Here is a 26,878-nt window from a genome sequence, read left to right as displayed (position 1 = left end):
ATCGCAAACGCGATGACTCTTTTTTTAATGAAATTATTGACGAACGATCAAGACGTCGCACTTCGAGTACCGGACGATGCTCTCGGATACGCTACCGATAAAGAAGCGTTCGACCGCATTCAAGCCGGTCGCTCCACAGATGATAAGGTCAATTTCGTGATTCGGTGCGATTTTTTTCGCAATCGTCACTTTAGGCGAACCGTATTCGATGACCGTTTCGACTTCTTTGACACCACGTTCTTTGGCCCGATTGACATAGTCGTCGAGCAGTTCTTTCGCATAAGTTTCTGCACGTTCGGTAATCGTCCGATCGTATGCTTCGACCGTTGCGAACGTCCGTGTATCGATCACGTGACCGATATACAGTTTTCCGTCGTTTCGAAGTGCGACGTCGATTGCTGTTTCGAATGCACGTTCCGCCTCTTTCGAGCCGTCGACGGCAGAAAGGATATGTTTGTAGACAATTGCCATGTAAATCCCAACCTTTCGCTTGAAATGTACGTGCGGCTTACATATATAGTATACCACTTCACTCGAAATTCACGCCCGCTTCTTTTGAGAATGTGTGAAATTTTCACAACTTTCTTACGGAACAGGTTGAAGTTTGGAAATCAATAGATGGAACGGGTAAGATGATACAGAGGAGGGATGACGATGAAACACGTAGTCATCACGGCTGGTGCGAAAGGGATCGGCCGGGTTGTGACGGAACGACTGTTGGAGGAAGGCTGGTATGTCAGCGTGCTTCAACGAAAACCGATTGATTGGGAGCACGAACGGCTACATATGATCGAGACACCGTTGACGGACCGAGAAGCGGTGACGGCCGGTTATGACGAGGCGGTGAGCAAGTTTGGTGAGCCGGACGCTTTGATTTTGAACGCGGGTCCATATATTTTCGAACGAAAATGTCTCGTTGATTTGACGGACGAGGAGTGGGAGGAAGTGATCACCGGAAACTTGTCCGCCTCGTTTTGGCTGATGCGTCGGGCGATTCCGGATATGCGGGCGAAACAGTTCGGTCGTATCATCACGTACGGCTTCCCTGAGAGTGCGACGGCACCGGGCTGGTTGCACCGGTCCGCCTTTGCTGCCGCGAAGACCGGTCTCGTCAGTTTGACGAAGACGGTCGCGCTCGAGGAAGCGGTGCACGGTATCACGGCGAACATGATCAATCCGGGTAACATCGTCGGTGCGCAGAAAGAGATGCGGATCGAATCCGCTGAACCGGATAATCAAACACCGGTCGGTCGGCATGGGACCGGCGAAGACATCGCGCGAATGATCATGTTCTTGCTCGCGCGGGACTCGGACATGGTCACCGGGGCGGTCATCGATGTGACCGGAGGCGTCAACGTCGTCCACCAATATCGAAAGTAAGGAGTGCTTCATATGAAGTTGGCCATTTTGACGGACATTCACGGGAACGTCCAAGCGTTAGACGCGGTATTGAACGAGTTGGACGGTCAAGGGATCGATGACATCTGGAGTCTCGGCGATATGATCGCGATGGGGCCAGATTCGAACGAAGTGATGGCGCGACTCCTCGACCGAGGTGTCAAGATGATCACGGGAAACCACGATGAAGCCGTCCTCTCACTGCTCGCGGGAACGGGACATCCCGAAAGTTATGCCCATACGCGGCCTCATCACGAATGGGTCGCGCGAACGTTGCGCCCTGACTACGCCGATGCGCTTATGAAATTGCCTCGTACGATCGAGCAAACGATAGGCAGGGAGCATATATACGGCATTCATTACCACATCCCGGCTGAAAAGCGTGAGGCATCGATCGTCGACGAGCCGTTTCATGACATCGTCGAAGCGACGCTTCCGAACATGCAGCGCTTATTTGGTGATTACGCGGCGGACGTCGTTTGTTTCGGCCACCATCACCCGGTCCACGCGTTTCAAGATGAGCGCAAACGGTATTTCAATCCAGGGGCGCTCGGCGTCGCCAAAGACGATTTGGCCCGCTACGGGGTGCTGCAGTGGGATGAGGCGGGACTGCGTGTCAGTGCTAAGACGATCCCGTACGATAAACCGTCTTTCATGAATAAGATGGAGCGTGACGAAGTGCCACAGCGCGAAGTGATGTGGCGCCTGTTCTATTGAAAAAGAGGTTGAAGACATATGCCTTCAACCTCAAGTTGTTGACGAACGAGGTCGCTAAAAGCAATCTCGTTCGTCTTTTATTATCTCCGAAGACCTTGAGGCGCTTTGCCCGACATGAAATTGAAGAAATGCTATGTAACGGTCGTTCTCGTCCGCGGTAGAACGTGAAACGGCCGCCCGAGGGCGACCGTTTGCTTTGCTCGTCCGATGGTACTAAGGCTCAGGGATTGCCTGCGGAAAGCGTGGGCACCGGAAGGACGAGCGAATTTGATTGTGTTAGTCAACCTCTTTTAAATTTCTTGTAACGTCTTCGGGAAGCTCGTCAACAAGATTGGTCCGCTTTCGGTCATGACGATGTCATCCTCGATGCGGACGCCGCCGACACCAGGGAGATAAATGCCTGGCTCGACCGTGAACGTCATGCCGACCTGGGCCGTCATATCGTTGTTGGCTGCCATCGATGGGAACTCGTGGACCTCGATGCCGATACCGTGACCGACGCGATGGGTGAAGTATTCCCCGTATCCGGCCGTCGTGATGACTTGGCGGGCGGCGATATCGATCGAGCCGAGCGTCGTCCCGACGTTCGCCATCTCGATGGCGGCTTCTTCGGCCCGGAGCACGGTCTCGTAGATTTCTCGTTGTTTTGTGCTCGCCTCGCCGTAGACGACGGTGCGGGTGATGTCTGAACAGTAGCCTTGCCAGACGACACCGAGATCGAATAAGGCGAAGTCACCTTTTTTGAGTCGGTTGTTGCCAGGAACACCGTGCGGATCGGCGCTATTTTCACCGAACAAGACGAGTGTGTCAAATGACATTTCACGGACACCTTGCCGTTTCATGGCGTATTCGATCTCGGCGATGACTTCAAGTTCGGTCACCCCTTCACGCAACGCGCGGATGCCGGCTTCGATTGCCATGTCGGCAAGTTCGGCCGCGCGTTTCATGACCCGGATCTCATCTGTCGACTTGATCATTCGGAGAGCTTGTAATTCTTCCGTCAAATCAATGATCGACAGTCCGGCAAATCCGGCACGCAGTTGTTCGACGCGGTTATATGGTAAATGCTCGCCTTCAATCCCGATTCGTTCCGGAATGATTTGTTGGTCGAGAAACAGTTTGACGACCTTGTCCCACGGATTTTCGTGGTCCATGTATGTCACGATCTCACCGTTCCAGTCGCTCGCTTCGACGATTCCTTTTTCAAGGGCCGGACAGACGAGCGCCGTTGTCCCGTTCTTCAGTACTAGGATAGCGATCAAACGTTCATGGGCCTCGGCGTATACTCCTGAAAAATAGAAGACGGACGCTTTTGACGTGACAAACGCGGCGTCTAGCCCTTTCGTGGCCAAAGATTGTGCAATGTGGTTGGTTCGTTGATTCAACTCGATTCCCTTCCTTCTTGTTCAGTGGCTTTCTCGTTCATTATAGCGTTTTCCAAAATGGAAAGGAAATGTTGCATTTTCAGTAGTACAGTTTGAACAAGGTTCACTGATACAGTATACTGAGGATGACAGAAAATGTATTGAGGAAAGGGACTCGTGACATGACAACAAAACATGAACAGATCATAGCACATATCGAGTCGCTCGATGTCGGGTCTAAAATCTCCGTTCGCCAAATCGCCAAAGAACTTGCGGTATCAGAGGGGACGGCTTATCGGGCCATCAAAGAAGCGGAGAACTTGGGGTTCGTGTCAACGATCGAACGGGTCGGCACGATCCGCATCAAGCGCAAACATAAAGAGAACATTGAAAAACTGACATTTGCCGAAGTCGTCAACATCGTTGATGGTCAAGTGCTCGGCGGACGCGACGGCCTGCATAAAACGCTATCTAAGTTCGTCATCGGGGCGATGAAGCTCGAAGCGATGATGCGATATATCGACGTCGACTCGCTCGTCATCATCGGGAACCGGGAGAAAGCGCATGAACTCGTCTTGCAATCAGGCGGGGCCGTACTGATCACCGGTGGGTTCGATACGACCGACGAAGTGAAACGGATGGCGGATAAGTACAACATGCCCGTCATCTCGACTTCCTATGACAGCTTTACCGTGGCGACGATGATCAACCGCGCCATCTATGACCGTTTGATCAAAAAGGAAATTCTGCTCGTCTCGGATATCGTCATTCCGTTACACGATACGTTTTATTTAAAAGTGGACGATACGGTCAAACGTTGGCACGAACTCAATGAACGGACGAAGCACAACCGTTACCCGGTCATCGACGACCAGATGAAAGTCGTCGGCGTCATCACCGCCAAAGATCTCATCGATCGGCCACACGATACAGAAATCGAAAAAGTGATGACGAAAAGCCCGATCACGGCCGGCGTTCAGACAAGTGTCACGAATGCGGCCCACCAGATGGTATGGGAAGGGATCGAGATGTTGCCGGTCGTCGACAACTACGGTCGCCTGCTCGGCATCATCAGCCGTCAAGACGTCCTAAAGGCGCTTCAGCTCGCGAACCGGCAACCACAAGTCGGTGAGACGTTTGATAATATGATCACCAATCAGTTGAAAGAGGATCCGACTTCGAACGGGACGGCGTTCACGGTCGAAGTGGCACCTCAAATGACGAGCCACATGGGGACGGCGTCGTCCGGAGTCTTGACGACGCTTCTAGTCGAAGGGGCGACCCGGAGTTTGCGGCATATGAAAAAAGGCGACCTTGTCGTCGAGAATATCACGGTCTACTTCATGAAACCGATTCAAATCGAGAGCCAAATCCGCGTCTCGGCGAACGTGTTCGACCTCGGACGAAAGTTCGGGAAAGTCGACGTCGAGATGACACAAGGGACACAACTCGTCGCCAAAGCGCTCGTCACAGCGCAACTGATCGACCGGTAAAGAAAAACGAGCTGATGATGTCATCAGCTCGTTTTACATATTAAGATTGGTTGATTGGTTCTTCAGACGCTTTCGGAAAAATTTTGCGATAGCGAATGATCCCGACGATTGCGTTGCCAAGCCCGAGGACGAGCATGACGATGCTGACGATCCAGCCGATGGTCGAATTGAGACCAAGGCCGCCGAGCATCTGGTTGATGGCGAACAGCGCTAAAAACAAGCTGAGCCAGATGAGCGCTTGCGTGTTGAACAACGCTTTTCGGTACGGCGTCTTCGTCAAGAAGGCCCGACGTTTATAGACCAAATACGCACCGAGTGAGAACAAGATGAGTCCGATCATGATTAATTGACTCAAGTGAGAAACCCCTTTCAAACGTATAATCTGTTATCATCATACCATAGAATGGACATCAAGAAAGCGAGGAACGACCATGGCACATTGGCCTGAAGCAACAACGATATTGAAGTTAATCGAGGCGGCGGACACGATTATGATCCATCGACACGTCCGTCCCGATCCGGATGCGCTCGGAAGTCAACTCGGCTTAAAGCGGATCATCGAGCGGGCTTACCCGGATAAACACGTTTACGTCGTCGGCGGGATTGCCCGCGACCTCGAATTTTTAGGGAAGATGCAACACGTGGAGCCGGAGATGTATGACGAAGCGCTCGTCCTCGTGCTTGATACAGCGAACCACGAACGAATCGATGGACCATACGCCTTGAAAGGGAAGACTGTCGTCAAGATCGACCACCATCCTGACGAAGACGAGTATGCGACACATCAGATCGTCGATACGACGGTCAGTTCGACGTCGGAGATTGTGGCCGAACTCGCTCGGATATGGGGCTTGGCTATCGATGAGCAGTCGGCGTTCTTACTTTTCGCGGGTATCGTCGGTGATACGGGACGCTTCCAGTTCCGGAACGCGACGCCGCACACGTTTGAGATCGCTGCTGACTTGATCAGTTACGGCATCGACACGAACCGCTTGTACCGCCAAATGTATAAGACGAACTTGGCGACACTCCAACTGCAAGGTTACGTCCTGCAAAACGTTCAAGTGACAGAGGCGGGCGTCGGATATGTCAAAATCGACGCCGACGTTCTCCGGACGTTTCATGCGACGCCAGAAGCGGCGTCGTTGCTCGTCAACAGCTTCTCTGGACTGGAGGGGTTGAAATGTTGGGTCATGTTCGTCGAGAACAAAGATGAGATTCGTGTCCGTATCCGCTCGAAAGGCCCGGTCATCAATGAAGTCGCCAAACGTTACCGTGGCGGCGGGCATCCGATGGCAGCCGGTGCGACAATTGACACGTGGGAAGAAATGGACGATGTGATTGCCGCACTAGAAGAAGTGGCCGCACCGTTCGAATTTGAAAATGAAGAGAGCTGACCGCGGTCAGCTCTCTTCATTTTGTATCGTCGTCTTGTGGAATGAACCACGTGCCGCGATCGGTGACGTCTTCGACGACGTCAAGTTGGTACTCGGTAATGTATTTGCGCAGCCGTTCGATAATTTCAGGACTGTCGGCAAATACGGTCTGTCCGTTCTGTAAAAGTTCTAACTTGTCGCGCGCGATTTTACCCCGATTAATAATCATACGCTTTTACCCCCTTTTATCATTCGTTTTGTCTATAATTATTGTATCAGAGAAGCATCGAGATGAGTTTGACAATTAAGAAAAAAGAGAGGGGGGCGCTTGTGCTCCATTTAAATGTAAGATCAGCGTTTAGCTTGATGCATAGCACGATTCGCTTAGAGCAATATGTCGCCTCGATGGCGGAGCGGGGGAGTAAGTCGGTCGCGGTCGCAGATGACGCGTTTTATGGCGTTCCTCAATTTGTGAGACTATGCGAACGCTATGCTGTCAAGCCGGTCATCGGTCTACGGACGAGCCTTCATGTCGATGGGCTCGAGTTGGCCGTGCTCGTGTATGCGATGACCGACCTAGATATTCCAAAGCTGTATCGCATCGTCGAGGCAGGCGGATTAACCGAACCGACAGATTTATCGGTCGTCATCTTACCTGAGAATTGGAAAACGAGTGACCCGGTCCACCGACGTCGTTTGTTTAACCGTATACTCGGCTTTGTGGCAGAAGAACGGTTATGGCTCGGGTTGCCTGCTCCGCAGACGACCGAACAGACGCTCATCGTCAAACAGCTTCGGGGGATGCGCGAAGAACTCGGTGTTCGTTTAGTGCCGACGCCAGAGACATGCTATATGCGACCAGAAGATTTTGAAGCGTATCGTGCCATCGTCGCAATCGGGGAAGGCGAGGTCATCTCCCAAGAGGACGTTCATCAAAAAGGCAAGTATGTGCGGCTTCCGAGCGAGATGAACGACTGGTTCGAACCCTTGGAGCTCGAGGAACTCGCGCGATTCGAACAACTTACGTCGGTAACGCAGATTCCGGCCGCGACTGCCGCGATCCCGGAACTGCCTGATGCCGTCGATCGACTCAAACGTCTCGTCGCGGAGCGATTGAAAGCACTTGATTTGCTCACCGACACGTATATCGAGCGGGCCCGGTACGAGCTTGACGTCATCGCCGGTACGGGGTTCGCCTCATACTTTTTGATTGTCGAGGACATCGTTCGCTTCGCCAGGGAGCAGGGCATCGAAGTCGGTCCAGGTCGTGGTTCAGCGGCCGGGTCGCTCGTCAGTTTCGCGCTTCATATTACAGAAGTCGATCCTGTTCGCTTCGATTTGCTGTTTGAACGTTTCTTGAACCCGGAACGGATCAGTATGCCAGATATTGATTTAGACTTCGAAGACGAACGGAGAGACGAGGTCGTCCAGTACGTGCTTGACAAGTATGGGCTGCATCACGCCGCTCAAATCGGTACGTTAGCGACGTTCGGAGCGAAGGCGGCGCTACGTGACGTGGCCCGCGCTCTCGGGATGACGCTTGAAGAAGGCCAGGCTGCCAGTAAACAAGTCAAGGACGACGGGATTGCGGGCATTACGAACAATCCGACTAAAATGAAGTGGTTTGCTGGAAGTCAAAAACGGTCGCACCTGTTGACGATCGCGTCTCAATTGGAAGGGTTGCCGAGACAAGCATCGATCCATGCGGCTGGGATCGTCTTGAGCCGAGATCCGCTTGACACGGTAACGCCGCTGCAACCGACGGACGGGGGCCAAGTGACACAATATAATATGAAGGATCTCGAGGCGCTCGGACTGCTGAAAATCGATTTGCTCGGTCTCCGGAACTTGACACGATTGCGCGAGATGGAGATGTTGATTCGTGACACCGATTCACTCTTCTCGCTGAAATCGATCCCGCTCGATGACAATCGGACGTTACGTGTTCTCGCACGAGGCGATACAGACGGCGTCTTTCAGTTTGAGTCGGACGGGATGAAGCAGGCGCTGCGGCAAGTGAAGCCGACCGAGTTTGAAGATATCGTCGTCACGATGTCGCTTTATCGCCCTGGACCGATGCAGTTCATCGAGACGTATGCCAAACGCAAGCACGGGATGCCGTACAAGCCGGTCCATCCGATCGTTGGCGAAGTGATGGAGACGACTAAAGGCGTGCTCGTCTACCAAGAACAAGTCATGAAGTTATTGCGCGAACTCGCCGGATATTCATACGCCGAGGCCGATTTGATTCGTCGAGCCATCGCTAAAAAGGATATGGCCGCCATCGAGGTCGAGAAAACCCGTTTTTTGGAGAAGACGGCGGAGTACGACACGGATTCGATGCGACAAGTGTTCTCATGGATTGAAAAATTCGCAGGCTACGGGTTCAACCGGTCGCACGCCGTCGCCTATAGTTTGATCAGTTATCGATTAGCGTATGTGAAAGCACACTTTGAACGCATTTTTTATCTCGTGACGTACGATAAGACGAATCAACTCGTGCGTATGCTAAGGAAAGGGAAAATCCCCGTCTATCCTCCTGACGTCTTGCACGGGAAAGCGGGAGCGTCTCTAGAAGGTCCGGGAGTCCGTCTCGGCCTCAAGGCGATTCAAGGATTGACGAAGCGGGACGTGGAACGATTGATTGAGCATCACGATCAGTTCACCGATGTGAAACGACTCGTGGAACTGATCGACTGGGGAACGAAAGATCAGTTGAAATTGCGCCGTCTGCTCGGTTCCGGGGCGTTAGACCGCATGTACCACGGGGAGCGGAGCCGGGCTTTCCGGGCCGTGGAACGCTTGCGGGAAGAGGCGGGGACACATCTGCTCCCGGATGAACTGTCGGCCCTCGGTTTGAAACGGACCGAGACGCCGGAACCGAATTGGTCGGAAGAAGAACGCGAGGCGCTCGGGACGTGGATCGTCCACTCACCTTTGACGACGGTGGCACCCCTTCAAGTGGACACGTCCACAATCGAGGAAGTGTTGCGCGGCGACAGAGGGTTCATCGTCGTCTACGTCGATGCGATCCGGACGTTCAAGACGAAGAAAAACGAGGAGATGGGTGTCGCCATGGTCGATGACGGGGTCTCGCAAGATGAGGTCGTCATCTTCCCGCGCGTGTTCGCAAACTACGCACGCTCGCTCTATGTCGGGAACGTCCTGTTGCTCGAGGTTCATCCAAACGAGCGGGACGGGCGGATTCAACTCGTCGTGGAGCGGGTGCGGCCGTTAAATGGTCAAGCGTTGTTCGTCCGGCTTCGCCGTGAAGCGTTCGCCGAGCTCGAAGAACTCCTTCATACAGCAAGTGGGGACGTCCCGGTGATTTGTCGCTTCTCCGACTCAAAAGAGGTGAAGCAATTGGCGTCTGCTTACTCGGTCAATCCAACGGAATCCTTCATGACCGCTTTGAAGAGCCGGTTCGGGGAAGCGGACGTCGTCTTGAAGCGGGTCGATTCAAAAACGTCCGGCGCGGGAACTAGTACCAAGTCATAAAAAGTGGTATAATCTGTTTGATTGGTCTGACCACTTTAAAGAGAATGCCATCCGAAAAGGAGTTGAACGGTCAGATGCATGGAAAATACGCATCCTCATTTCACGAAAACATTTCTAAAATTAGATCGTTGATCGTTCAGGCATCGCTCGCGCCGGGCGACCGTCTTCCATCCGAACGTGAACTGGCCGAGACGCTTTCAATCAGCCGCGCTTCGGTCCGAGAGGCGCTTCGGGCCCTCAGCTTTCTTGGGATCGTGGAGACGCGTCACGGGGGCGGGACGTTTTTGTGCGAGCAAGATCGGCACCGCTACATCGAGATCTTGTCTGAGTTTATCGTCACGAAACAGACGAAAGCGTCCGACATTGTCGACATGTTACGGTTGCTTGAGCGCCTTGCGTTCTCTGAAGTCGAGCCGACACCGGAGCGGGTCAAGCTGCTCGAAGCGAACTTGGCGAATGATCGCGAGTTCCGTCAACAGCTGATTCTAGGCCTAGGCAATGAGCTTTTCATTCGAATTTGGAGTGAAGTGAACCGATTTTATGACGGGACGGACGCAGGTGAACTGTATACGATCGAGGAACGAACACAATTATTGGAGATGTGGCGCAAGGTGAGGATGCCGGAATGAACGAGGGGGAAGCGATGACTGCTTTTTTCAAGAAACCAAAACGATACATGCCGTTGCGTCAACGAGAACCGAAAATTGACGCACCACAAGGTTTGATGACGAAATGTCCATCCTGTAAATATATGCATTATACGAAACAATTGAACGAACATCATAAAGTGTGCGATTGTGGCTACCATTTCCCGCTCAGTGCAGATGAGCGGATTCGATTGCTCACTGATGAGAACTCATTCGTGAAATTTGCTGGACCGCGCGTGAAAGAAAACCCGCTCGATTTTCCAGATTATGAAGAAAAATTAAAAAAAGACAGGGAACGAACTGGGATTGAAGAGGCGATTGTCTGCGGCAGGGGAATGATCTCTGGCCGTCACGCCGTCATCTGTGTCATGGACGCGCGCTTCCGGATGGGATCAATGGGAGCTTACGTTGGGGAAGCGATCGCTTCAGCCGTTCGGACCGCGACTGCGGAACGATTACCTGTCGTGTTGTTCACCGCTTCAGGCGGTGCGCGCATGCAAGAAGGGATGGTCAGCCTCATGCAGATGGCGAATACGTCCATCGCGCTCAAGCAACATGACGAGGCCGGCTTGCTGTATATCGCCTACTTGACCCACCCGACGACAGGTGGCGTCTCGGCTAGTTTTGCCATGCTCGGTGACTTGAACGTCGCCGAACCGGGTGCGTTGATCGGCTTCGCCGGACGGCGGATCATTGAACAGACGATTCGCGAAAAATTACCAGACAACTTCCAAACGGCTGAGTTCTTGCTAGAGGCTGGTCAACTCGATGCCGTCGTTCATCGTGAACAGATGCGTTCGTTCTTAAAGAACATCATCGATTTACATGACGGGGGGGCACATCATGTTTGACTCAACGAAAGAATTGAACGAACAACTCGTGAAATTGCGCGAGATGGCGGAAACGAAAGGAATCGACCTATCCCGGGAGATCCGCCATCTCGAGACGAAGCTCCACCGATTAGAAAAAGACAATTATGGGAATATGAAACCGTGGGATCGCGTGCAATTGGCACGGAACCCGAAACGGCCGACGACGCTCGACTATATCGATCAGCTGTTCCCAGATTTTATTGAACTGCATGGCGACCGACATGGATATGACGATGCGGCGATCGTCGCGGGGATTGCCACGCTCGACGGTGTCCCGGTGACAATCATCGGCCATCAACGCGGCCGTAATACGAAAGAGAACATGTTGCGAAACTTTGGCATGCCTCATCCGGAAGGGTATCGCAAAGCGTTACGGTTCATGAAGCAGGCCGAGAAGTTCAACCGGCCGGTCATCACGTTCATTGACACGAAAGGTGCTTACCCGGGTAAGGCGGCCGAAGAACGTGGACAAAGCGAGGCGATCGCACGCAACTTGTTTGAGATGGCGACGTTGAAAGTCCCAATCGTTTCTGTCGTCATCGGCGAGGGCGGTTCTGGTGGAGCGCTCGGCATCGGTGTCTGCGACCGGCTGCTCATGCTCGAGAACAGCACGTACTCGGTCATCTCGCCAGAAGGTGCTGCGGCACTGCTTTGGAAAGACGCGAAACTGGCGGAACGGGCCGCTGAAACGATGAAGATTACAGCACAAGATTTGCTCGATTTAGGGATTGTCGATGAGATTGTAACGGAAGTGTTTGGCGGAGCCCACATCGATGTGTCACTACAGTCTTCGCTCTTGAAGCCTGTATTAACACAGCACGTCAATGAGTTGGTGAAACGCTCGCGCGATGAGTTGCTGCAAGGGCGCGCTGCCAAATATCATCAAATTGGCACATTTGGCTCGTGAAAACGGTAACAACCGCTTGAGGTTCACGTTAAACCACTCACGAAATGACTGCTTTCGACGGTACCCCATGCATTTTTTTCACATACTTGTGTTGTAAAACAAAGGTCAGACATGGTATTTTTATTTCAGATTTCGTTAAAACACATAAGAGGTGAGTGACGTGAATTTAAGACGAATTGCGGTATTGACAAGTGGGGGAGACGCCCCCGGAATGAACGCTGCAGTCCGTGCAGTGACCCGAAAAGCAATTTTTGAAGGTCTAGAAGTGTACGGTGTGTATAACGGCTATCAAGGTTTGATTGAAGGCGATCTCGTTGAGTTGAACCTAGGTTCAGTCGGCGACATCATTCAACGCGGAGGAACGTTCTTACGTTCTGCCCGTTGCCCAGAGTTTAGAACTGAAGAAGGCCGGGCTAAAGCGGTCAAACAGTTGAAGAAATACAACATCGATGCGCTCGTTGTCGTAGGCGGAGACGGTTCTTACCGTGGAGCTCAGAAGTTGACGGAACTTGGTTTCCCGACAATCGGGCTGCCTGGTACGATCGACAACGATATCCCGGGAACGGACGCGACGATCGGATTTGACACAGCGCTCAACACGGCGCTCGATGCGATCGACAAGATTCGTGACACTGCTTCTTCACATGAACGTACGTATGTCATTGAAGTGATGGGTCGCGACGCGGGTGACATCGCTCTTTACGCCGGTCTTGCCGGTGGAGCGGAGTCGATCCTCGTCCCAGAACGTCCTGAAGACTTGAGTGCGATTGTTGAGCGGATCAACCATGGTGTTGCCCGCGGCAAGAAACACTCGATTGTCGTCGTTGCTGAAGGAGCTGGCAGTGCCGAAGAGATTGGTAAACTCATTGCTGAGCAGACAAACTCGGAAACACGTGTCACAATCCTTGGACATATCCAACGTGGTGGTTCACCAACTGCCGCCGACCGCGTGCTTGCTAGCCGGATGGGCGCTTACGCCGTTGAAATCCTGTTAGAAGGCAAAGCTGGACGGGTCGTTGGAATCCGTGGTGGTAAAATGATGGACCTCGATATCGACGAGGCGCTCGACCATAACAAGCATACGCTTGACATGAAGTTGATCGACCTGTCGAACCAACTTTCGATTTAACGAGTGACAGTGAACTCCACAGAGACGGGATCAGGTCAATCGACCCCCCGTTTTCTGTGTGTAAATGTAATACATCCCCTAGGAGGTTTTTATTTATGCGTAGAACGAAAATTGTATGTACGATCGGACCAGCTTCAGAGAAGCTTCTCCCAGAAATGATTGAAGCTGGAATGAACGTGGCTCGCCTTAACTTCTCACACGGTGACTACGAAGAGCACGGAGCACGTATCCGCGACATCCGTGAAGCATCACGCGTCGCAGGCAAAATCGTGACTGTCCTTCTCGATACGAAAGGTCCTGAAATTCGGACGCATACGTTCGCAGACGGAAAGGCACTCCTTGAAAAAGGGAAAGAAGTGACAATCGTCTCAACAGAAGAAATCGTCGGAACGAAAGACCGTTTCTCGGTCACGTACGAAGGCTTGTTCGACGACGTCGAAGTCGGTTCTAGCATCATGCTCGATGACGGACTCATCGGTCTCCGTGTCGTCGAAAAACTTCCGAACCGCGATCTTCGTTGCATCATCGAAAACGAAGGCGTCATCAAGACGAAGAAAGGTGTAAACTTGCCGAACGTCAAAGTTAACCTTCCTGCCTTAACAGACAAAGATATCGCGGACATCGAGTTCGGTATCTCGCAAGATATCGACGTGATCGCGGCTTCATTCGTACGTCGTGCGTCTGACGTCGTCGCCATTCGTCAACTTCTCGAGAAGCACGATGCGTCGCACATCAAGATTTACCCGAAAATTGAAAACCAAGAAGGTGTCGATAACATCGACGAAATCTTGTCTATCTCTGACGGCTTGATGGTTGCTCGTGGTGACCTCGGTATCGAGATCCCAACTGAAGAAGTCACACCGGTACAAAAAGAATTGATCAAGAAGTGTAACGACCTCGGTAAGCCGGTCATCACAGCGACACAAATGCTTGACTCGATGCAACGCAACCCGCGTCCGACACGTGCGGAAGCGTCTGACGTTGCCAACGCCATCCTCGATGGTACGGATGCGGTCATGCTCTCAGGTGAGACGGCTGCAGGGGACTACCCAATCGAGTCAGTTCAAATGCAAGCAGCGATCGCTGTTCGTACTGAACGTATGCTTGACTACAAAAACTTGCTCAAAGATCGTCAAAAACGGAGTGAGCATACGGTAACGGATGCGATCTCACAAGCGGTTGCCCATACGGCAATCAACTTGAACGCGAAAGCGATCTTGACGCCAACACAATCAGGTTATACGGCTGCCCGTACGGCGAAATATCGTCCGGAAGCAAACATTATCGCGGTGACTGAATCAGAGCGCGTCGCTCGTCAGTTGAACCTCGTTTGGGGCGTATACCCGATCGTTGCTGACACGATGCCGAACAACACGGATGAAATGTTGGTTCAAGCATCTGAAGCAGCTCGTCACGCTGGACTCGTCACAGACGGCGACCTCGTCGTCATCTCAGCAGGTATTCCGGCAGCGACTTCTGGTACGACGAACATGATGAAAATTCATATCGTCGGACACGCTCTTGCAAACGGACGCGGCATCGGTGAGCGCGGCCTCGTCGGAGAAGTCGTCGTTGCGAACAACGCAGACGAAGCGAACGCTAAAGCAAAAGACGGCATGATCCTCGTGGCACCGTTCACTGACAAAGAAATGATGCCAGCGATCGAAAAAGCAGCCGGCATCATCACAGAAGACGGTGGATTGACGAGCCATGCTGGCATCGTTGGACCATCGCTCCGTAAACCGGTCATCGTCGGTGTTGAGTCTGCAACGTCTACGTTCCGTGACGGACAGATGATCTCGATCGACCCGCTTACTGGAAAAATTTATAACGCGTAATCGAATACAATCGAACCGACCTTCTCATGAGGTCGGTTCTTTTTCCATTCAGAAAGAGGGATGAATCATGGGTGCTTATTTATTTCTGCTATTACTCGTCTTGATCGGCGTGATTTCCCATAATCAATCGGTCATAATCGCGAGCAGTGTACTCTTAATCATTAAAGCAATCGGCTTCGGTGACCAGCTGTTCCCGACGCTCGCCGCAAAAGGGATCCATTGGGGTGTGACGATCATCACGATCGCCGTCCTCGTCCCGATCGCGACCGGAGACATAGGTTTTAGAGAATTGTGGAATAGTATTAAAGGACCGGTCGGCATCGTTGCCTTTTCGTCCGGTATCTTCGTCGCCCTCGCCGCCGCCCAGGGCGTGCAACTGATGCGTGTCGATCCGGTCGTGACGACGGCATTGCTCGCAGGCACCATTCTCGCGGTCGGATTCATGAAAGGCGTTCCGGTCGGTCCACTCGTTGGTGCCGGGATTGCCGCACTCATTTTAGGGGGATATAACCTTATCGAGAAGTGGGTTTGACATTTTTTTACGCCTGGATACGCTTACATTTCTTTTTTTCAGTAAATTGTTTATACTAGACGAAGGACAGGGTGGCGCGAACTCGATACGTGCTGGGGAGATTTATCGAACCCCCACCCTTATTCCCTACAAACAGACTGTATGATGCGGTCGACTACTTTCAAAGACTGAGGGGGAGTTATTAATGTCAACAACTAAAGGGTTAGAAGGAATTGTGGCAGCGGCCTCAAAAGTCAGTTCGATCATTGACGGACAATTGACTTATGGAGGATACACAATCGATGACTTGGCAGACCATGCCACGTTTGAAGAAGTCGTCTTTCTATTATGGAACGACCGCCTTCCGAAGGCAGATGAATTAACGAAACTCTCAGCAGCGCTCGTTCAAGAAGCGAAGTTGCCAGAAGACGTCATCGCGACACTCGAGCGGGCACCAAAGTCTGCGAACGCGATGGCCACGATTCGCACGGCACTCTCTCAACTCGCGCTGTACGATGAAGAGGCTGAAGACATGAGCGAAGAGGCAAACATGCGTAAAGCGATTCGTCTTCAAGCACAAATCGCGACGATCGTGACTGCTTTCGCGCGGTTACGAAAAGGTAAGCAACCGATTGCGCCGAAGCAAGGCTTGTCGTATGCAGCCAATTTCTTATATATGTTGAACGGGGAAGAGCCGAATGAAGTCGCCGAGACGACGATCGACAAGGCGCTCATTCTTCACGCCGACCATGAGCTGAACGCTTCGACGTTCACAGCCCGTGTCTGCGTAGCGACTCTCTCAGATATGTATTCTGGTGTGACAGCAGCGATGGGCGCACTCAAAGGTCCACTTCACGGTGGCGCCAACGAGGCAGTCATGAAGATGCTTCACGAAATCGGTTCGGTCGACAAAGTCGAAGACTACGTACGCGGCAAGTTCGAACGCCGTGAGAAGATCATGGGCTTCGGTCACCGTGTTTATAAGGACGGTGATCCGCGTGCGAAACACTTGAAAGAGATGAGTCGCCAACTGACGGCTCAAATCAATGAGCCACACTGGTACGAGATGTCTGAGAAGATCGACCACCTCGTCGAGACTGAAAAAGGGCTAAAACCGAACGTCGACTTCTACTCGGCTTCGACGTACTATGCGCTCGGTCTTGACGAAGAGCTGTTCACGCCGATCTTCGCGGTCTCGCGGATGTCAGGCTGGATCGCACACATCCTCGAGCAATACGCCGACAACCGTCTCATTCGTCCGCGTGCCGAGTACGTAGGCGAAACGAATCGTTCATACGTACCGGTAAACGAGCGTTAATTGACGCATCATTCGAAGATTGCGTCACAATTTAGACATAAACTTTGGTAAACTAACAGATGACGTAGGTCGGCGCTCGCGTCGGCCTACATAAATGTACTTAGGGGGATTCATATGTCAACACAAGGTCAAAAGATTACAGTAGAAAACGGTGCACTCAACGTACCAAACGTACCAACGATTCCATTCATCATCGGAGATGGAACAGGCCCAGACATCTGGAACGCTGCAGTCCGCGTCTTTGATGCAGCTGTCGAGAAAGCATACGGCGGCGAGAAGAAGATCGAATGGAAAGAAGTGTTCGCTGGCGAGAAGGCGTTCAACAAAACGGGTGAGTGGCTCCCTAACGAGACGCTCGACGAGATCCGTGAATATTTGATTGCCATCAAAGGACCGCTCACGACACCGGTCGGCGGCGGAATCCGTTCACTCAACGTTGCGCTCCGTCAAGAACTCGACTTGTACACGTGCTTGCGTCCTGTCCGTTACTTCACTGGCGTCCCGTCACCGGTCAAGCGTCCTGAAGACACAGACATGGTCATCTTCCGTGAGAACACAGAAGATATTTATGCAGGGATCGAATACGCTTCAGGCAGCGACGAAGTGAAGAAGTTGATCACGTTCTTGAAAGAAGAGATGAACGTCAACAAGATCCGTTTCCCAGAAACATCGGGCATCGGCATCAAGCCGATCTCGTCAGAAGGGACGAAACGTCTCGTTCGGGCATCGCTCGAATATGCGATCGCGAACAACCGTAAATCGCTCACGCTCGTCCATAAAGGAAACATCATGAAGTTCACAGAAGGCGCCTTCAAAAACTGGGGATATGAACTCGCAGAAGAAGAGTACGGCGACAAAGTGTTTACATGGGCCCAGTACGACCGCATCAAAGAAGAGTCAGGCGAAGCTGCTGCGAACGAAGCGCAATCGAAAGCGGAAGCGGAAGGCAAGATCATCGTGAAAGATTCAATCGCTGATATCTTCCTCCAACAAATCTTGACTCGTCCGCGTGAGTTCGACGTCGTCGCGACGATGAACTTGAACGGTGACTACATCTCGGACGCTCTCGCTGCTCAAGTCGGTGGAATCGGGATCGCACCAGGTGCGAACATCAACTACGTGACAGGACATGCCATCTTCGAAGCGACACACGGTACGGCACCGAAGTATGCCGGTCTTGACAAAGTCAACCCGTCATCTGTCATCTTGTCAGGTGAGATGATGCTCCGTCACATGAACTGGAACGAAGCGGCTGACCTCATCGTTCGTTCGATGGAGAATACAATCGCATCGAAAGTCGTCACATACGACTTTGCCCGTCTCATGGACGGCGCGACAGAAGTGAAATGTTCAGAGTTTGCGGATGAACTGATCAAAAACATGTAAGTAGCACTCAAGTTTGGACTAAACCAAGGGGGAGAGCACAATGATTCGTCGCAACAAGATTTCTGTTATCGGTAGCGGATTCACGGGGGCCACGACGGCACTATACTTGGCTCAAAAAGAGTTAGGAGACGTCGTCCTTCTCGACATGCCAGAGTCTGAGAACCCGACGAAAGGAAAAGCGCTCGATATGCAAGAAACGGCGCCGATTCAAGGATTTGATTCGTTGATCACCGGGACGGCGGATTACGCCGATACGGCTAATTCGGACATCGTCGTCATCACGGCTGGTATCGCCCGCAAGCCGGGCATGAGTCGGGACGACCTCGTCACGACGAACGCTAGCGTCATGCGGTCGGTCACGAAAGAGATTGTCAAGTATTCGCCTGATGCGATCTTGATCGTCTTGACGAACCCGGTCGATGCGATGACGTATACGGTGTTCAAAGAGTCGGGCTTCCCGAAAGAGCGCGTCATCGGCCAGTCCGGTGTGCTCGACACGGCTCGGTTCCGGACGTTCGTCGCATCGGAGTTGAACGTCTCTGTGAAAGACGTGTCCGGGTTCGTCCTCGGCGGTCACGGCGACGACATGGTGCCGCTCATCCGCTATTCGTACGCAGGAGGCATCCCGCTCGAGAAGTTGTTGCCGAGTGAACGCATCGACGCGATCGTCGCGAGAACGCGTAAAGGCGGCGGTGAGATCGTCCAACTCCTTGGCAACGGTTCGGCATACTACGCGCCGGCCGCGGCCATCGTCGAGATGGTGGAAGCGATTTTAAAAGATCAACGCCGCATTTTACCGGCCATCACGTATCTTGATGGAGAGTATGGCTTCCGTGATCTCTATCTTGGTGTGCCGACGGTTCTCGGTGCGAACGGGATCGAGCGTGTGCTCGAACTTGACCTGACGGACGAAGAAAAAGCCGCGCTCAAGCGCTCGGCTGACTCGGTCCGTTCCGTCTTGAACGTTCTAACTTGAAAGAAAGTCTAGTCTGCGTCGCAGGCTAGACTTTTTTTGTTGGATTCGTTTTTCTTTCAAGCGTGCTAAACTAGAGATAGACAGTGGATTTGTTTTGTTTTTGTAAAGAATTGCTTTGAAGTTGGTCGCGAGTGGGATTGATTTGTAAAATAGGTAGTGTAAACGACTGAACAGATAGATTCGAGGAGGAACTAGTGTGGCCGATAAAGTAATTGTTGTTGATGACGAAGTGTCGATTGCGACGTTATTAAAATTTAATTTAGAACAAGCCGGATTTGAGGTCGAGACGGCCCATGATGGAAAAGCGGGGCTTGAATTAGCCGAGAAACAAGACGCGGTGTTGATCATCCTCGACTTGATGTTGCCGGAGATGGACGGACTTGAAGTATGTAAACGGCTGCGCCAACAAAAAGTGAACACGCCGATCTTAATGTTGACGGCGAAAGACGACGAGTTCGATAAAGTGCTCGGTCTCGAACTTGGTGCTGACGACTATTTGACGAAACCGTTCAGCCCGCGCGAAGTCGTGGCCCGGGTCAAAGCAATTTTGCGCCGGTCAGGCCCACAGGAAACGCCGACGGTCGACGCCGATGTCATCGAAATCGGGGACGTCAAAATCATCGCTTCGAACTATGAGGTCTTCAAAAAAGGCGAACGTCTCGAATTGACGCCGAAAGAGTTTGAACTGCTGGCTTATCTCGCCAAAAACAAAGGTCGTGTGTTGACGCGTGATCAACTGCTGTCAGCCATTTGGAACTATGATTTTGTCGGCGATACGCGCATCGTCGACGTCCATATTAGTCATTTGCGTGAGAAAATTGAGCCGGTGACGAAGAAGCCGACGTACATCAAGACGATTCGAGGCCTCGGTTATAAGATGGAAGAACCGATGCCTGAATGAAGACGTATCGCTCGCGTTTTTTGACGACACTCATCCTGCTCGTGACGGGCGTGTTGCTGACACTCGGGATCGTGCTCGGTCAACTGTTCAAAGATTTCTATTTGGACTCGGAGCGCGACCGGTTGAAAGAAGATGCCCAACTCGCCGCCTTGTATTTGGACGGGGGTGAGCTTGAGGCGATTCGCGACTACGTTCGACAAATCGATGATGAGAGCAGTTTCGACATCTTGCTGTTGAACCGCCGGATGGAAGTGATCGCCGGCACGCCGTTCCGCGTCGGAGCGTTCGAATACCGGATTGACGCCGACACGATTCCGGCTAACGGTGCGTTCGGAAACGCGACACGCGACGATTTGATCCAGTTCACGAAACCGATCGAACTGTCGACCGGTGAAACGGTCTACCTTAGCTTCATCCGCTATATTTCTGACTTAGAGGGTGTCTACAACCGGATTTGGCTGACGGTCGCGCTCGCATTGTTCTTCTCATTCTTCCTCATTCTATTCGTCCTCCACAATCTGACGAACCAGTTCATCCGGCCAATCGATGAGGCGACGATCGTGTTACGCGAACTTGCAGACGGGAATTACCGGGCCCGTGTGTATGAACTGCGCAACGATGAAGAGACGGGAAGCCTGGCCGGGTCGATCAACGTCCTCGCCCGTAACTTAGAGACGATCTCGCTCGGGGAGTCGGTGCAGCGGGCAAGGCTCGAGTCACTGATCGAGTATATGGGAGCCGGTCTGTTGCTCGTCGATGAACGCGGGATCGTCACGCTCGTCAACCGGTCGTACCGGGATATGTTCCAATACGACGATTTGATGATCGGCCAGTTTTACCATGGCATTTTACCGAGTCCGGACGTCGAGACGTTGATCGAGGACGTCTATTTGACAGAAGAGCCGCACCGTCGCCAGCTATCGATTCGAATCGGGTTCAATCAGAGAACGTATATGGTGTCAGCTGCCCCGATCTTTAGCGATACCGGCATGCTGCGCGGGACGACTCTATTGTTTAACGACATCTCCGAACTGAAACGGCTTGAGAAAATGCGGAAAGATTTCGTTGCGAACGTGAGCCATGAATTGAAGACGCCGCTCACTTCGATCAGAGGCTTCAGTGAGACGTTACTCGACGGGGCGAAAGAAGTGCCCGAGTTGCGCGATCAATTTTTGGATATCATCCAAAAAGAAGCGACACGCATGCAAATGCTCGTCGAGGACTTGCTCGAACTGTCGCGGCTCGAGCAGGAAAATTTCCACTTGGAGTTCACGCCTGTCCAACTCAATCAGCTCGTCGAAGAGGTGTGTCTCGTCTTAAGCCAGAAGGCGGAGCAAAAATCAATCCATCTTGAAGCACATCACGAAGGCGACGTCGTCTTGCAAGCGGACTTGAATCGGATCAAGCAAGTCATCTTGAACCTCGTCGCGAACGCGATCAACTATTCGCCAGAAGGCAGCCAGGTCGAGATTACGGTCGAGAAGCGGGAGACGACGGCACGCTTGATCGTCAAAGACGACGGGATCGGCATCGCTCCAAAAGAAGTGAGCCGTATATTCGAACGGTTTTACCGGGTCGACAAGGCCCGGAGCCGGAATTCTGGAGGGACCGGCCTTGGCCTCGCCATCGTCAAGCACATCGTCGATCTTCATCATGCGACGATCCATGTCGACAGCGACGAAGGCGTTGGGACGACGTTCACAATCGAATTCCCGCTCAATTAACAAGGAATTTATGTCGAGTTCACACGACCTTTACAAACAGATGCTACTCTATTGATGAGACCTCTTCATCATCTCGTATCCCGGCCGGTGCTCATCTCCACTCGGTCGAGAAGATTGACCCTTTTCTAGTACTTAGAAAAGGGTCTTTTTTTTCGAACGCATGTGCCCGTATGATATGATGGATACAGAAGAGAATGGAGGTTGGACGATGAATAAATTACTGCTTCTCGATGGAAACTCACTGACGTATCGTGCGTTTTTCGCGTTGCCTCCGATGACGGATGCATCGGGACGAAACACGAACGCGGTATATGGGTTCACGATGATGCTTTTAAAATTGATGGAAGACGAGCAACCGACGCATTTCGCGGTCGCATTCGATGCGTCGAAGAAGACGTTCCGCCACGATACATATGCGGACTATAAAGGTGGGCGACAGAAAACACCAGGTGAGCTCCGCGAACAGTTCCCAATCGTTCGTGAACTGTGTGAGGCGTTCGGGATCAAAGTGCTCGAGCTCGATCAATATGAGGCTGATGACATAATCGGGACACTTTCGAAAAACGAGGCGTTCGAACAAGTCACGGTCGTCACGGGTGATAAAGATTTACTTCAACTGATCGATCAGCGAGTCACCGTCTACTTAACGAAACGTGGCATCACTGACGTCGAGACGATGGACGAGGCGGCGTTCCACGAACGTTACGAGGGCTTGGCACCTCGCCAAATGATCGATCTCAAAGGGCTGATGGGCGATAAATCCGATAACATCCCGGGAATTCCGGGTGTCGGCGAGAAGACGGCACTCAAGTTGCTGTCAAATTATGGATCGGTCGAAGGGCTGTATGAACATACACATGAATTAAAAGGGAAGCAAAAAGAAAAAGTCGAGGCGAACGAGCAAGAAGCTCGAATGTCAAAACAACTCGCGACGATCCATATGGACGTCCCGATTGACGTCAGTGTGGATGACTTACAGTTCCATCCGTATGACGCGGCGAAAGTCAAACCGTTGTTCATGAGCCTTCAGTTCAAATCACTGGTCAGTAAGCTGAACACTGATGCGACGACGGAAGAGGCGGCAGAAGCGCGAGACGTGACGCACGTCGGCATCGAACAGCAAGATTTGACGGAAGCCTCCCTGTTTATCGAACAGTTGCGGGACGACTATTTCGAAGACGACATCATCGGTGTGGCGATCGCATCGAAAGTCGGTGTGACCGTCGGTGATATGTCGTTGTTAGACGTACCGGACGTGAAGGCTTGGCTAGCGGACGAGACCCGGAAAACGATCTGTTTGGACGCCAAACAGACGATCATTCAATTGAAACGGAACGAATTGATACTTCGCGGCTACGAAGACTTGCTCGTCGCCGGTTATTTGCTCAACTTGTCTGGAGGAACGACGCTCGATTCAATCGCCGCGCACTTCGATTACGCGTTGCCTGAAGACGAGGCCGTCTACGGGAAAGGAGCGAAACTCCACGTGCCGGAACAAGCGGTGCTCGACCAACATCTCGGCGAGAAGGCGATGGCTATCTTCACGTTGTTCGCGAAAGTCATTCCGGAAATCGACGAAAACGAGCAGACGTCACTTTATCAAGATTTAGAACGTCCGCTCGCCTCGGTGCTCGCGGAAATGGAATGGGCCGGGATTCACGTCGACGTGGCGACGCTTCAAGCGATGGAAACCGATCTCAGGGACCGCCTCAATCAGCTCGAGACAGAAATTCACGCGTTGGCCGGCGAGTCGTTCAATATCAATTCGCCGAAACAGCTTGGCGTCATCTTGTTTGAGAAGTTGGCACTCCCACCCGTGAAGAAGACGAAAACTGGATACTCGACGGCGGCCGACGTGTTAGAGAAGCTAGCGCCGCTCCATCCGATCGTCGAACATATCATGCATTACCGTGAGCTCGGAAAACTGCAGTCGACGTACGTCGAAGGGTTGCAAAAAGTCATCAAAGCGGACGGTAAGATTCATACACGCTACACGCAGACGCTCACACAGACAGGGCGACTGTCATCGGTCAATCCGAACTTGCAAAACATCCCGATTCGGCTCGAGGAAGGACGCCGGATCCGTAAGGCGTTTACGGCAAGTGAGCCGGGCTGGGTGCTGTATGCGGTCGACTACTCGCAGATCGAGCTCCGGATCATGGCGCATATGTCGCAAGACGCGAAGATGCTCGAGGCGTTTTTAAATGACGAAGATATTCATACGTCGACGGCGGCGAACGTGTTCCGCGTCGCCAAAGAAGAAGTGACGTCGCTCATGCGGCGTCAAGCGAAGGCGGTCAACTTCGGGATCATCTATGGCATCAGTGATTATGGATTGTCGCAAAACCTCGGCATCAGCCGGAAAGAAGCGCAGACGTTCATCGACACGTACTTTGAGCAGTTCCCTGGTGTGAAGCGCTTCATGGATGCCGCCATCGAGCGGGCGCGGGAACACGGATATGTCGAGACGATGCTCAAACGACGTCGTAACATCCCGGACATCCATTCACGCAACTTCAACTTGCGCGGCTTTGCCGAGCGGACGGCTATTAATACGCCGATTCAAGGGACAGCGGCGGATATTATTAAAAAAGCGATGATCGACGTCGATACGGCGCTTCAGGCATCGGGTCTGCAATCAAAACTATTGCTTCAAGTTCACGATGAACTCATCTTTGAAGGACCGCTTGCTGAGACGTCCGCGCTTGAAAAACTTGTGAAACAAGCGATGGAACATACGATCACACTCGATGTCCCGCTTCGGGCGGACGGCTCGTTCGGTGAGACGTGGTTCGACACGAAATAAAGTAAAGGAAGGAAATCGATATGCCAGAATTACCAGAAGTAGAGACGGTCTGTCGCCGACTGCGACCGTTCGTCTCCGGAAAAACGATTCAAGACGTCGATGTACGCGACGCGAAAATCATTCGCGGACATGAGGCCGATGTATGGATCCAACAGTTGATCGGCGAGACGATGGTCGACGTCGAGCGGCGCGGCAAGTTCATTTTATTTAAATTGACGAACGGTTACCTCGTCTCTCATTTACGGATGGAAGGGAAATTTTTTCCGCACAGCGAAGCCGTCGATCCGGTCAAGCATACGCACGTCGTCTTCACGTTCACCGACGGTACGAGCCTGCACTATAACGACGTCAGGAAGTTCGGCACGATGGAACTTCGGACGAACGACGAGTTGTTCGTGACGCCGCCGTTGTCGCTGCTCGCGCTCGAGCCGTTCGACCCTGAAGTGACGGCCGAAACGTTGCACGCCCGTCTGAAACGGATGAACGTGAGAGCGATCAAGACGGCGTTGCTCGATCAATCGATTTTTGTCGGTCTCGGCAATATTTATGTCGACGAGACGTTGTTCCGGGCACGGATTCATCCGACCAGGCCAGCAGCCTCGCTTTCACTCACTGAAGTTGAGACCGTCCGTCAAGAAGCGGTCGCCGTGTTATTAGAAGCGATCGAGCGGGGCGGAAGTACGATCCGCAGCTATACGAATCCGGACGGGGCGGCTGGAACGTTTCAAGAGACGCTCTACGTCTACGGACAGACGGGTGAACCGTGTCACAATTGCGGTCGGCCGATTGAAAAGATGAAACTAGGCGGACGGGGGACGCATTACTGTCCGCACTGCCAACAGTAAGAGGTGGACACAATGTTGAAAATTGGTTTGACAGGCGGCATCGCGACAGGGAAGTCGACGGTGTCCCGCCTATTCCGACAACACGGGATCCCGATTATCGATGCCGACAAGATTGCCCGTACCGTCGTCGACCCTGGAGGTAAAGCTTATTCTGCTGTCCGAGAAGCGTTTCCGCGCTGTTTTGACGGTGAGCAGTTGAACCGGCCGGCGCTCGGTCGTGAGATCTTCCATGATGAGACGAAGCGGAAATTGTTGAATCAGCTCATGCATCCGGCGATCCGGGAAGAAATGCAGGAGCAGATGCATTCCTTTGCGGCAGCAGGGGAAGCTGTCGTCATCTTTGACATCCCGCTCTTGTTCGAAGGGACGATGCGTGACCTCGTCGATTATACGGTCGTCGTCTATTGCCGGGAAGAGATGCAGTTGATGCGTCTCATGGAGCGTAACGGCTTGACGAAAGAAGAAGCGCTCGCAAGGATCCACTCGCAAATGCCGATCGAAGAAAAGAAGCATCACGCTGACTTTTTAATCAACAACAACGGGGCGCTCGGGGACTTGTTGCCTCAAGTGACGCGTCTCGTCGAACAGTTTCAAGACATGAAAAAAGAAGGCGACTGACGCCTTCTTTTTTTTGTTCAGTTGAGCGGATCTGCGTCCGGTCGTCCTTTTTTCCATGTGTCGAAAATAGCGCGTCCGTCACTTGGATGTCCGTTCGAGTAATAAATCGGATAGAGCGAGAAGAACACATAATAAAACGAGAAATAGGCGAACTGATACGTGTAGAGTGTCGGTTCAATCTCCCGTCTCAGGATAAACCAGTTCACAATCAAGATACTCGATAGATTGAAAATCGACCCGCCCGCGTAGACGATACTCCTCGTCAAGCGATTACTGTATTTCAAGTCCGAGAATTGGCACCAGGCGTCATAGAAGTAGACGCGGTTAAACTGCAGGCGCCCGACCTTGAATAGCTTCTTCCCGGTCCCGATCTCCATATCGAGTGATCCCCCGAATATTTTTGCGAAGAAGAAATGACCGAATTGATGGATAATTGTCACAATCGGCAAGATGATGAAAAACGAGATGATAAATTTGTCTAAGTCTGTCCAATCAAACATATAACGTAGCTCCTTTCCAAGCTCTACACCAAATTTCCCTCTTTTTCAAAAACG

The 26,878-nt window shown here is 52.3% G+C and carries 24 protein-coding genes; 19 read left to right on the top strand and 5 right to left on the bottom strand.

Annotated elements, in window-relative coordinates; genetic code table 11:
• Window positions 1-33: 33 nt before the first annotated feature.
• Window positions 34-471 (bottom strand): universal stress protein, encoded by a 438-nt coding sequence (locus A6395_RS03135; RefSeq protein ID WP_016508455.1) that lies wholly within the window; start codon window positions 469-471, stop codon window positions 34-36.
• 183 nt (window positions 472-654) lie between these two features.
• Between A6395_RS03135 and A6395_RS03130 the strand changes: the two genes are divergently transcribed.
• Window positions 655-1,380 carry an SDR family oxidoreductase gene (locus A6395_RS03130; protein WP_071397829.1) on the top strand — a complete coding sequence of 242 codons (726 nt, stop codon included), beginning with the start codon at window positions 655-657 and terminating at the stop codon, window positions 1,378-1,380.
• 12 nt (window positions 1,381-1,392) lie between these two features.
• Window positions 1,393-2,115: a metallophosphoesterase family protein gene (locus A6395_RS03125; protein WP_071397828.1), complete on the top strand. Its 723-nt coding sequence runs from the start codon at window positions 1,393-1,395 to the stop codon at window positions 2,113-2,115.
• A gap of 290 nt (window positions 2,116-2,405) precedes the next feature.
• Here A6395_RS03125 and A6395_RS03120 read toward each other — a convergent pair whose 3' ends face one another.
• Window positions 2,406-3,500 (bottom strand): M24 family metallopeptidase, encoded by a 1,095-nt coding sequence (locus A6395_RS03120; RefSeq protein ID WP_071397827.1) that lies wholly within the window; start codon window positions 3,498-3,500, stop codon window positions 2,406-2,408.
• Between the two features lie 161 nt (window positions 3,501-3,661).
• Between A6395_RS03120 and A6395_RS03115 the strand changes: the two genes are divergently transcribed.
• Complete coding sequence (locus A6395_RS03115) at window positions 3,662-4,972, top strand: DRTGG domain-containing protein (protein ID WP_070329497.1); 1,311 nt, start codon at window positions 3,662-3,664, stop codon at window positions 4,970-4,972.
• A 40-nt stretch (window positions 4,973-5,012) separates the two neighbouring features.
• Here A6395_RS03115 and A6395_RS03110 read toward each other — a convergent pair whose 3' ends face one another.
• Entirely contained in the window at window positions 5,013-5,327 is a 315-nt protein-coding gene (locus tag A6395_RS03110) for a YtpI family protein (protein ID WP_236633359.1), read from the bottom strand.
• Between the two features lie 76 nt (window positions 5,328-5,403).
• Here A6395_RS03110 and A6395_RS03105 point away from each other — a divergent pair, with 76 nt between their 5' ends.
• Window positions 5,404-6,369: a DHH family phosphoesterase gene (locus A6395_RS03105; RefSeq protein ID WP_070326931.1), complete on the top strand. Its 966-nt coding sequence runs from the start codon at window positions 5,404-5,406 to the stop codon at window positions 6,367-6,369.
• A gap of 16 nt (window positions 6,370-6,385) precedes the next feature.
• Here the strand turns inward: A6395_RS03105 and A6395_RS03100 are convergent, their stop codons facing one another.
• A complete protein-coding gene (locus A6395_RS03100; protein ID WP_016508471.1) occupies window positions 6,386-6,577 on the bottom strand; it encodes a YtzJ family protein in 192 nt (63 codons plus the stop codon).
• 101 nt (window positions 6,578-6,678) lie between these two features.
• On the opposite strand from A6395_RS03100, the gene dnaE reads away from it, so the two are divergent.
• From dnaE to coaE, 15 genes are all read left to right on the top strand, one after another.
• A complete protein-coding gene (gene dnaE, locus A6395_RS03095) occupies window positions 6,679-9,846 on the top strand; it encodes a DNA polymerase III subunit alpha (protein WP_252100503.1) in 3,168 nt (1,055 codons plus the stop codon).
• Window positions 9,847-9,974: 128 nt separating this feature from the next.
• Window positions 9,975-10,475 (top strand): FadR/GntR family transcriptional regulator, encoded by a 501-nt coding sequence (locus A6395_RS03090; RefSeq protein WP_252100502.1) that lies wholly within the window; start codon window positions 9,975-9,977, stop codon window positions 10,473-10,475.
• A 14-nt stretch (window positions 10,476-10,489) separates the two neighbouring features.
• A complete protein-coding gene (gene accD, locus A6395_RS03085) occupies window positions 10,490-11,344 on the top strand; it encodes an acetyl-CoA carboxylase, carboxyltransferase subunit beta (RefSeq protein WP_071397830.1) in 855 nt (284 codons plus the stop codon).
• A complete protein-coding gene (gene accA, locus A6395_RS03080) occupies window positions 11,337-12,272 on the top strand; it encodes an acetyl-CoA carboxylase carboxyl transferase subunit alpha (protein ID WP_071397824.1) in 936 nt (311 codons plus the stop codon). Before accD ends, accA begins: the two co-directional genes overlap by 8 nt.
• 160 nt (window positions 12,273-12,432) lie before the next feature.
• On the top strand, window positions 12,433-13,401 hold the full coding sequence (pfkA, locus tag A6395_RS03075) for a 6-phosphofructokinase (RefSeq protein WP_084812917.1): 969 nt from the start codon (window positions 12,433-12,435) through the stop codon (window positions 13,399-13,401).
• A 95-nt stretch (window positions 13,402-13,496) separates the two neighbouring features.
• Window positions 13,497-15,239 (top strand): pyruvate kinase, encoded by a 1,743-nt coding sequence (gene pyk / locus A6395_RS03070; protein ID WP_070326936.1) that lies wholly within the window; start codon window positions 13,497-13,499, stop codon window positions 15,237-15,239.
• 67 nt (window positions 15,240-15,306) lie between these two features.
• Window positions 15,307-15,771 (top strand): DUF441 domain-containing protein, encoded by a 465-nt coding sequence (locus A6395_RS03065; RefSeq protein WP_071397822.1) that lies wholly within the window; start codon window positions 15,307-15,309, stop codon window positions 15,769-15,771.
• 184 nt (window positions 15,772-15,955) lie between these two features.
• On the top strand, window positions 15,956-17,068 hold the full coding sequence (gene citZ, locus A6395_RS03060; protein WP_071397821.1) for a citrate synthase: 1,113 nt from the start codon (window positions 15,956-15,958) through the stop codon (window positions 17,066-17,068).
• A gap of 114 nt (window positions 17,069-17,182) precedes the next feature.
• Window positions 17,183-18,454 carry an NADP-dependent isocitrate dehydrogenase gene (gene icd / locus A6395_RS03055; protein WP_071397820.1) on the top strand — a complete coding sequence of 424 codons (1,272 nt, stop codon included), beginning with the start codon at window positions 17,183-17,185 and terminating at the stop codon, window positions 18,452-18,454.
• A gap of 40 nt (window positions 18,455-18,494) precedes the next feature.
• On the top strand, window positions 18,495-19,430 hold the full coding sequence (gene mdh, locus A6395_RS03050; protein ID WP_071397819.1) for a malate dehydrogenase: 936 nt from the start codon (window positions 18,495-18,497) through the stop codon (window positions 19,428-19,430).
• A gap of 196 nt (window positions 19,431-19,626) precedes the next feature.
• Window positions 19,627-20,331 carry a response regulator transcription factor gene (locus A6395_RS03045; RefSeq protein ID WP_071397818.1) on the top strand — a complete coding sequence of 235 codons (705 nt, stop codon included), beginning with the start codon at window positions 19,627-19,629 and terminating at the stop codon, window positions 20,329-20,331.
• Entirely contained in the window at window positions 20,328-22,055 is a 1,728-nt protein-coding gene (pnpS, locus tag A6395_RS03040; RefSeq protein WP_071397817.1) for a two-component system histidine kinase PnpS, read from the top strand. Before A6395_RS03045 ends, pnpS begins: the two co-directional genes overlap by 4 nt.
• A gap of 208 nt (window positions 22,056-22,263) precedes the next feature.
• Window positions 22,264-24,861: a DNA polymerase I gene (polA, locus tag A6395_RS03035; RefSeq protein ID WP_071397816.1), complete on the top strand. Its 2,598-nt coding sequence runs from the start codon at window positions 22,264-22,266 to the stop codon at window positions 24,859-24,861.
• A gap of 20 nt (window positions 24,862-24,881) precedes the next feature.
• Window positions 24,882-25,706 carry a DNA-formamidopyrimidine glycosylase gene (mutM, locus tag A6395_RS03030; protein WP_071397815.1) on the top strand — a complete coding sequence of 275 codons (825 nt, stop codon included), beginning with the start codon at window positions 24,882-24,884 and terminating at the stop codon, window positions 25,704-25,706.
• A gap of 12 nt (window positions 25,707-25,718) precedes the next feature.
• Window positions 25,719-26,324 (top strand): dephospho-CoA kinase, encoded by a 606-nt coding sequence (coaE, locus tag A6395_RS03025; RefSeq protein WP_071397814.1) that lies wholly within the window; start codon window positions 25,719-25,721, stop codon window positions 26,322-26,324.
• A gap of 17 nt (window positions 26,325-26,341) precedes the next feature.
• Here coaE and A6395_RS03020 read toward each other — a convergent pair whose 3' ends face one another.
• Complete coding sequence (locus A6395_RS03020; RefSeq protein WP_071397813.1) at window positions 26,342-26,824, bottom strand: site-2 protease family protein; 483 nt, start codon at window positions 26,822-26,824, stop codon at window positions 26,342-26,344.
• Between the last annotated feature and the right edge of the window lie 54 nt (window positions 26,825-26,878).

This window comes from Exiguobacterium sp. SH31 (assembly GCF_001816105.1).
Classification (GTDB): domain Bacteria; phylum Bacillota; class Bacilli; order Exiguobacteriales; family Exiguobacteriaceae; genus Exiguobacterium; species Exiguobacterium aurantiacum_A.
This window is presented reverse-complemented; position numbering and strand designations above follow the sequence as displayed.

Coding starts and splice junctions, on each gene's coding strand:
- A6395_RS03135 (WP_016508455.1), bottom strand. CDS start 471: ATGGCAATTGTCTACAAACATATCCTTTCTGCCGTCGACGGCTCGAAA.
- A6395_RS03130 (WP_071397829.1), top strand. CDS start 655: ATGAAACACGTAGTCATCACGGCTGGTGCGAAAGGGATCGGCCGGGTT.
- A6395_RS03125 (WP_071397828.1), top strand. CDS start 1,393: ATGAAGTTGGCCATTTTGACGGACATTCACGGGAACGTCCAAGCGTTA.
- A6395_RS03115 (WP_070329497.1), top strand. CDS start 3,662: ATGACAACAAAACATGAACAGATCATAGCACATATCGAGTCGCTCGAT.
- A6395_RS03105 (WP_070326931.1), top strand. CDS start 5,404: ATGGCACATTGGCCTGAAGCAACAACGATATTGAAGTTAATCGAGGCG.
- A6395_RS03100 (WP_016508471.1), bottom strand. CDS start 6,577: ATGATTATTAATCGGGGTAAAATCGCGCGCGACAAGTTAGAACTTTTA.
- accD (WP_071397830.1), top strand. CDS start 10,490: ATGACTGCTTTTTTCAAGAAACCAAAACGATACATGCCGTTGCGTCAA.
- accA (WP_071397824.1), top strand. CDS start 11,337: ATGTTTGACTCAACGAAAGAATTGAACGAACAACTCGTGAAATTGCGC.
- pyk (WP_070326936.1), top strand. CDS start 13,497: ATGCGTAGAACGAAAATTGTATGTACGATCGGACCAGCTTCAGAGAAG.
- A6395_RS03065 (WP_071397822.1), top strand. CDS start 15,307: ATGGGTGCTTATTTATTTCTGCTATTACTCGTCTTGATCGGCGTGATT.
- citZ (WP_071397821.1), top strand. CDS start 15,956: ATGTCAACAACTAAAGGGTTAGAAGGAATTGTGGCAGCGGCCTCAAAA.
- icd (WP_071397820.1), top strand. CDS start 17,183: ATGTCAACACAAGGTCAAAAGATTACAGTAGAAAACGGTGCACTCAAC.
- mdh (WP_071397819.1), top strand. CDS start 18,495: ATGATTCGTCGCAACAAGATTTCTGTTATCGGTAGCGGATTCACGGGG.
- pnpS (WP_071397817.1), top strand. CDS start 20,328: ATGAAGACGTATCGCTCGCGTTTTTTGACGACACTCATCCTGCTCGTG.
- polA (WP_071397816.1), top strand. CDS start 22,264: ATGAATAAATTACTGCTTCTCGATGGAAACTCACTGACGTATCGTGCG.
- mutM (WP_071397815.1), top strand. CDS start 24,882: ATGCCAGAATTACCAGAAGTAGAGACGGTCTGTCGCCGACTGCGACCG.
- coaE (WP_071397814.1), top strand. CDS start 25,719: ATGTTGAAAATTGGTTTGACAGGCGGCATCGCGACAGGGAAGTCGACG.
- A6395_RS03020 (WP_071397813.1), bottom strand. CDS start 26,824: ATGTTTGATTGGACAGACTTAGACAAATTTATCATCTCGTTTTTCATC.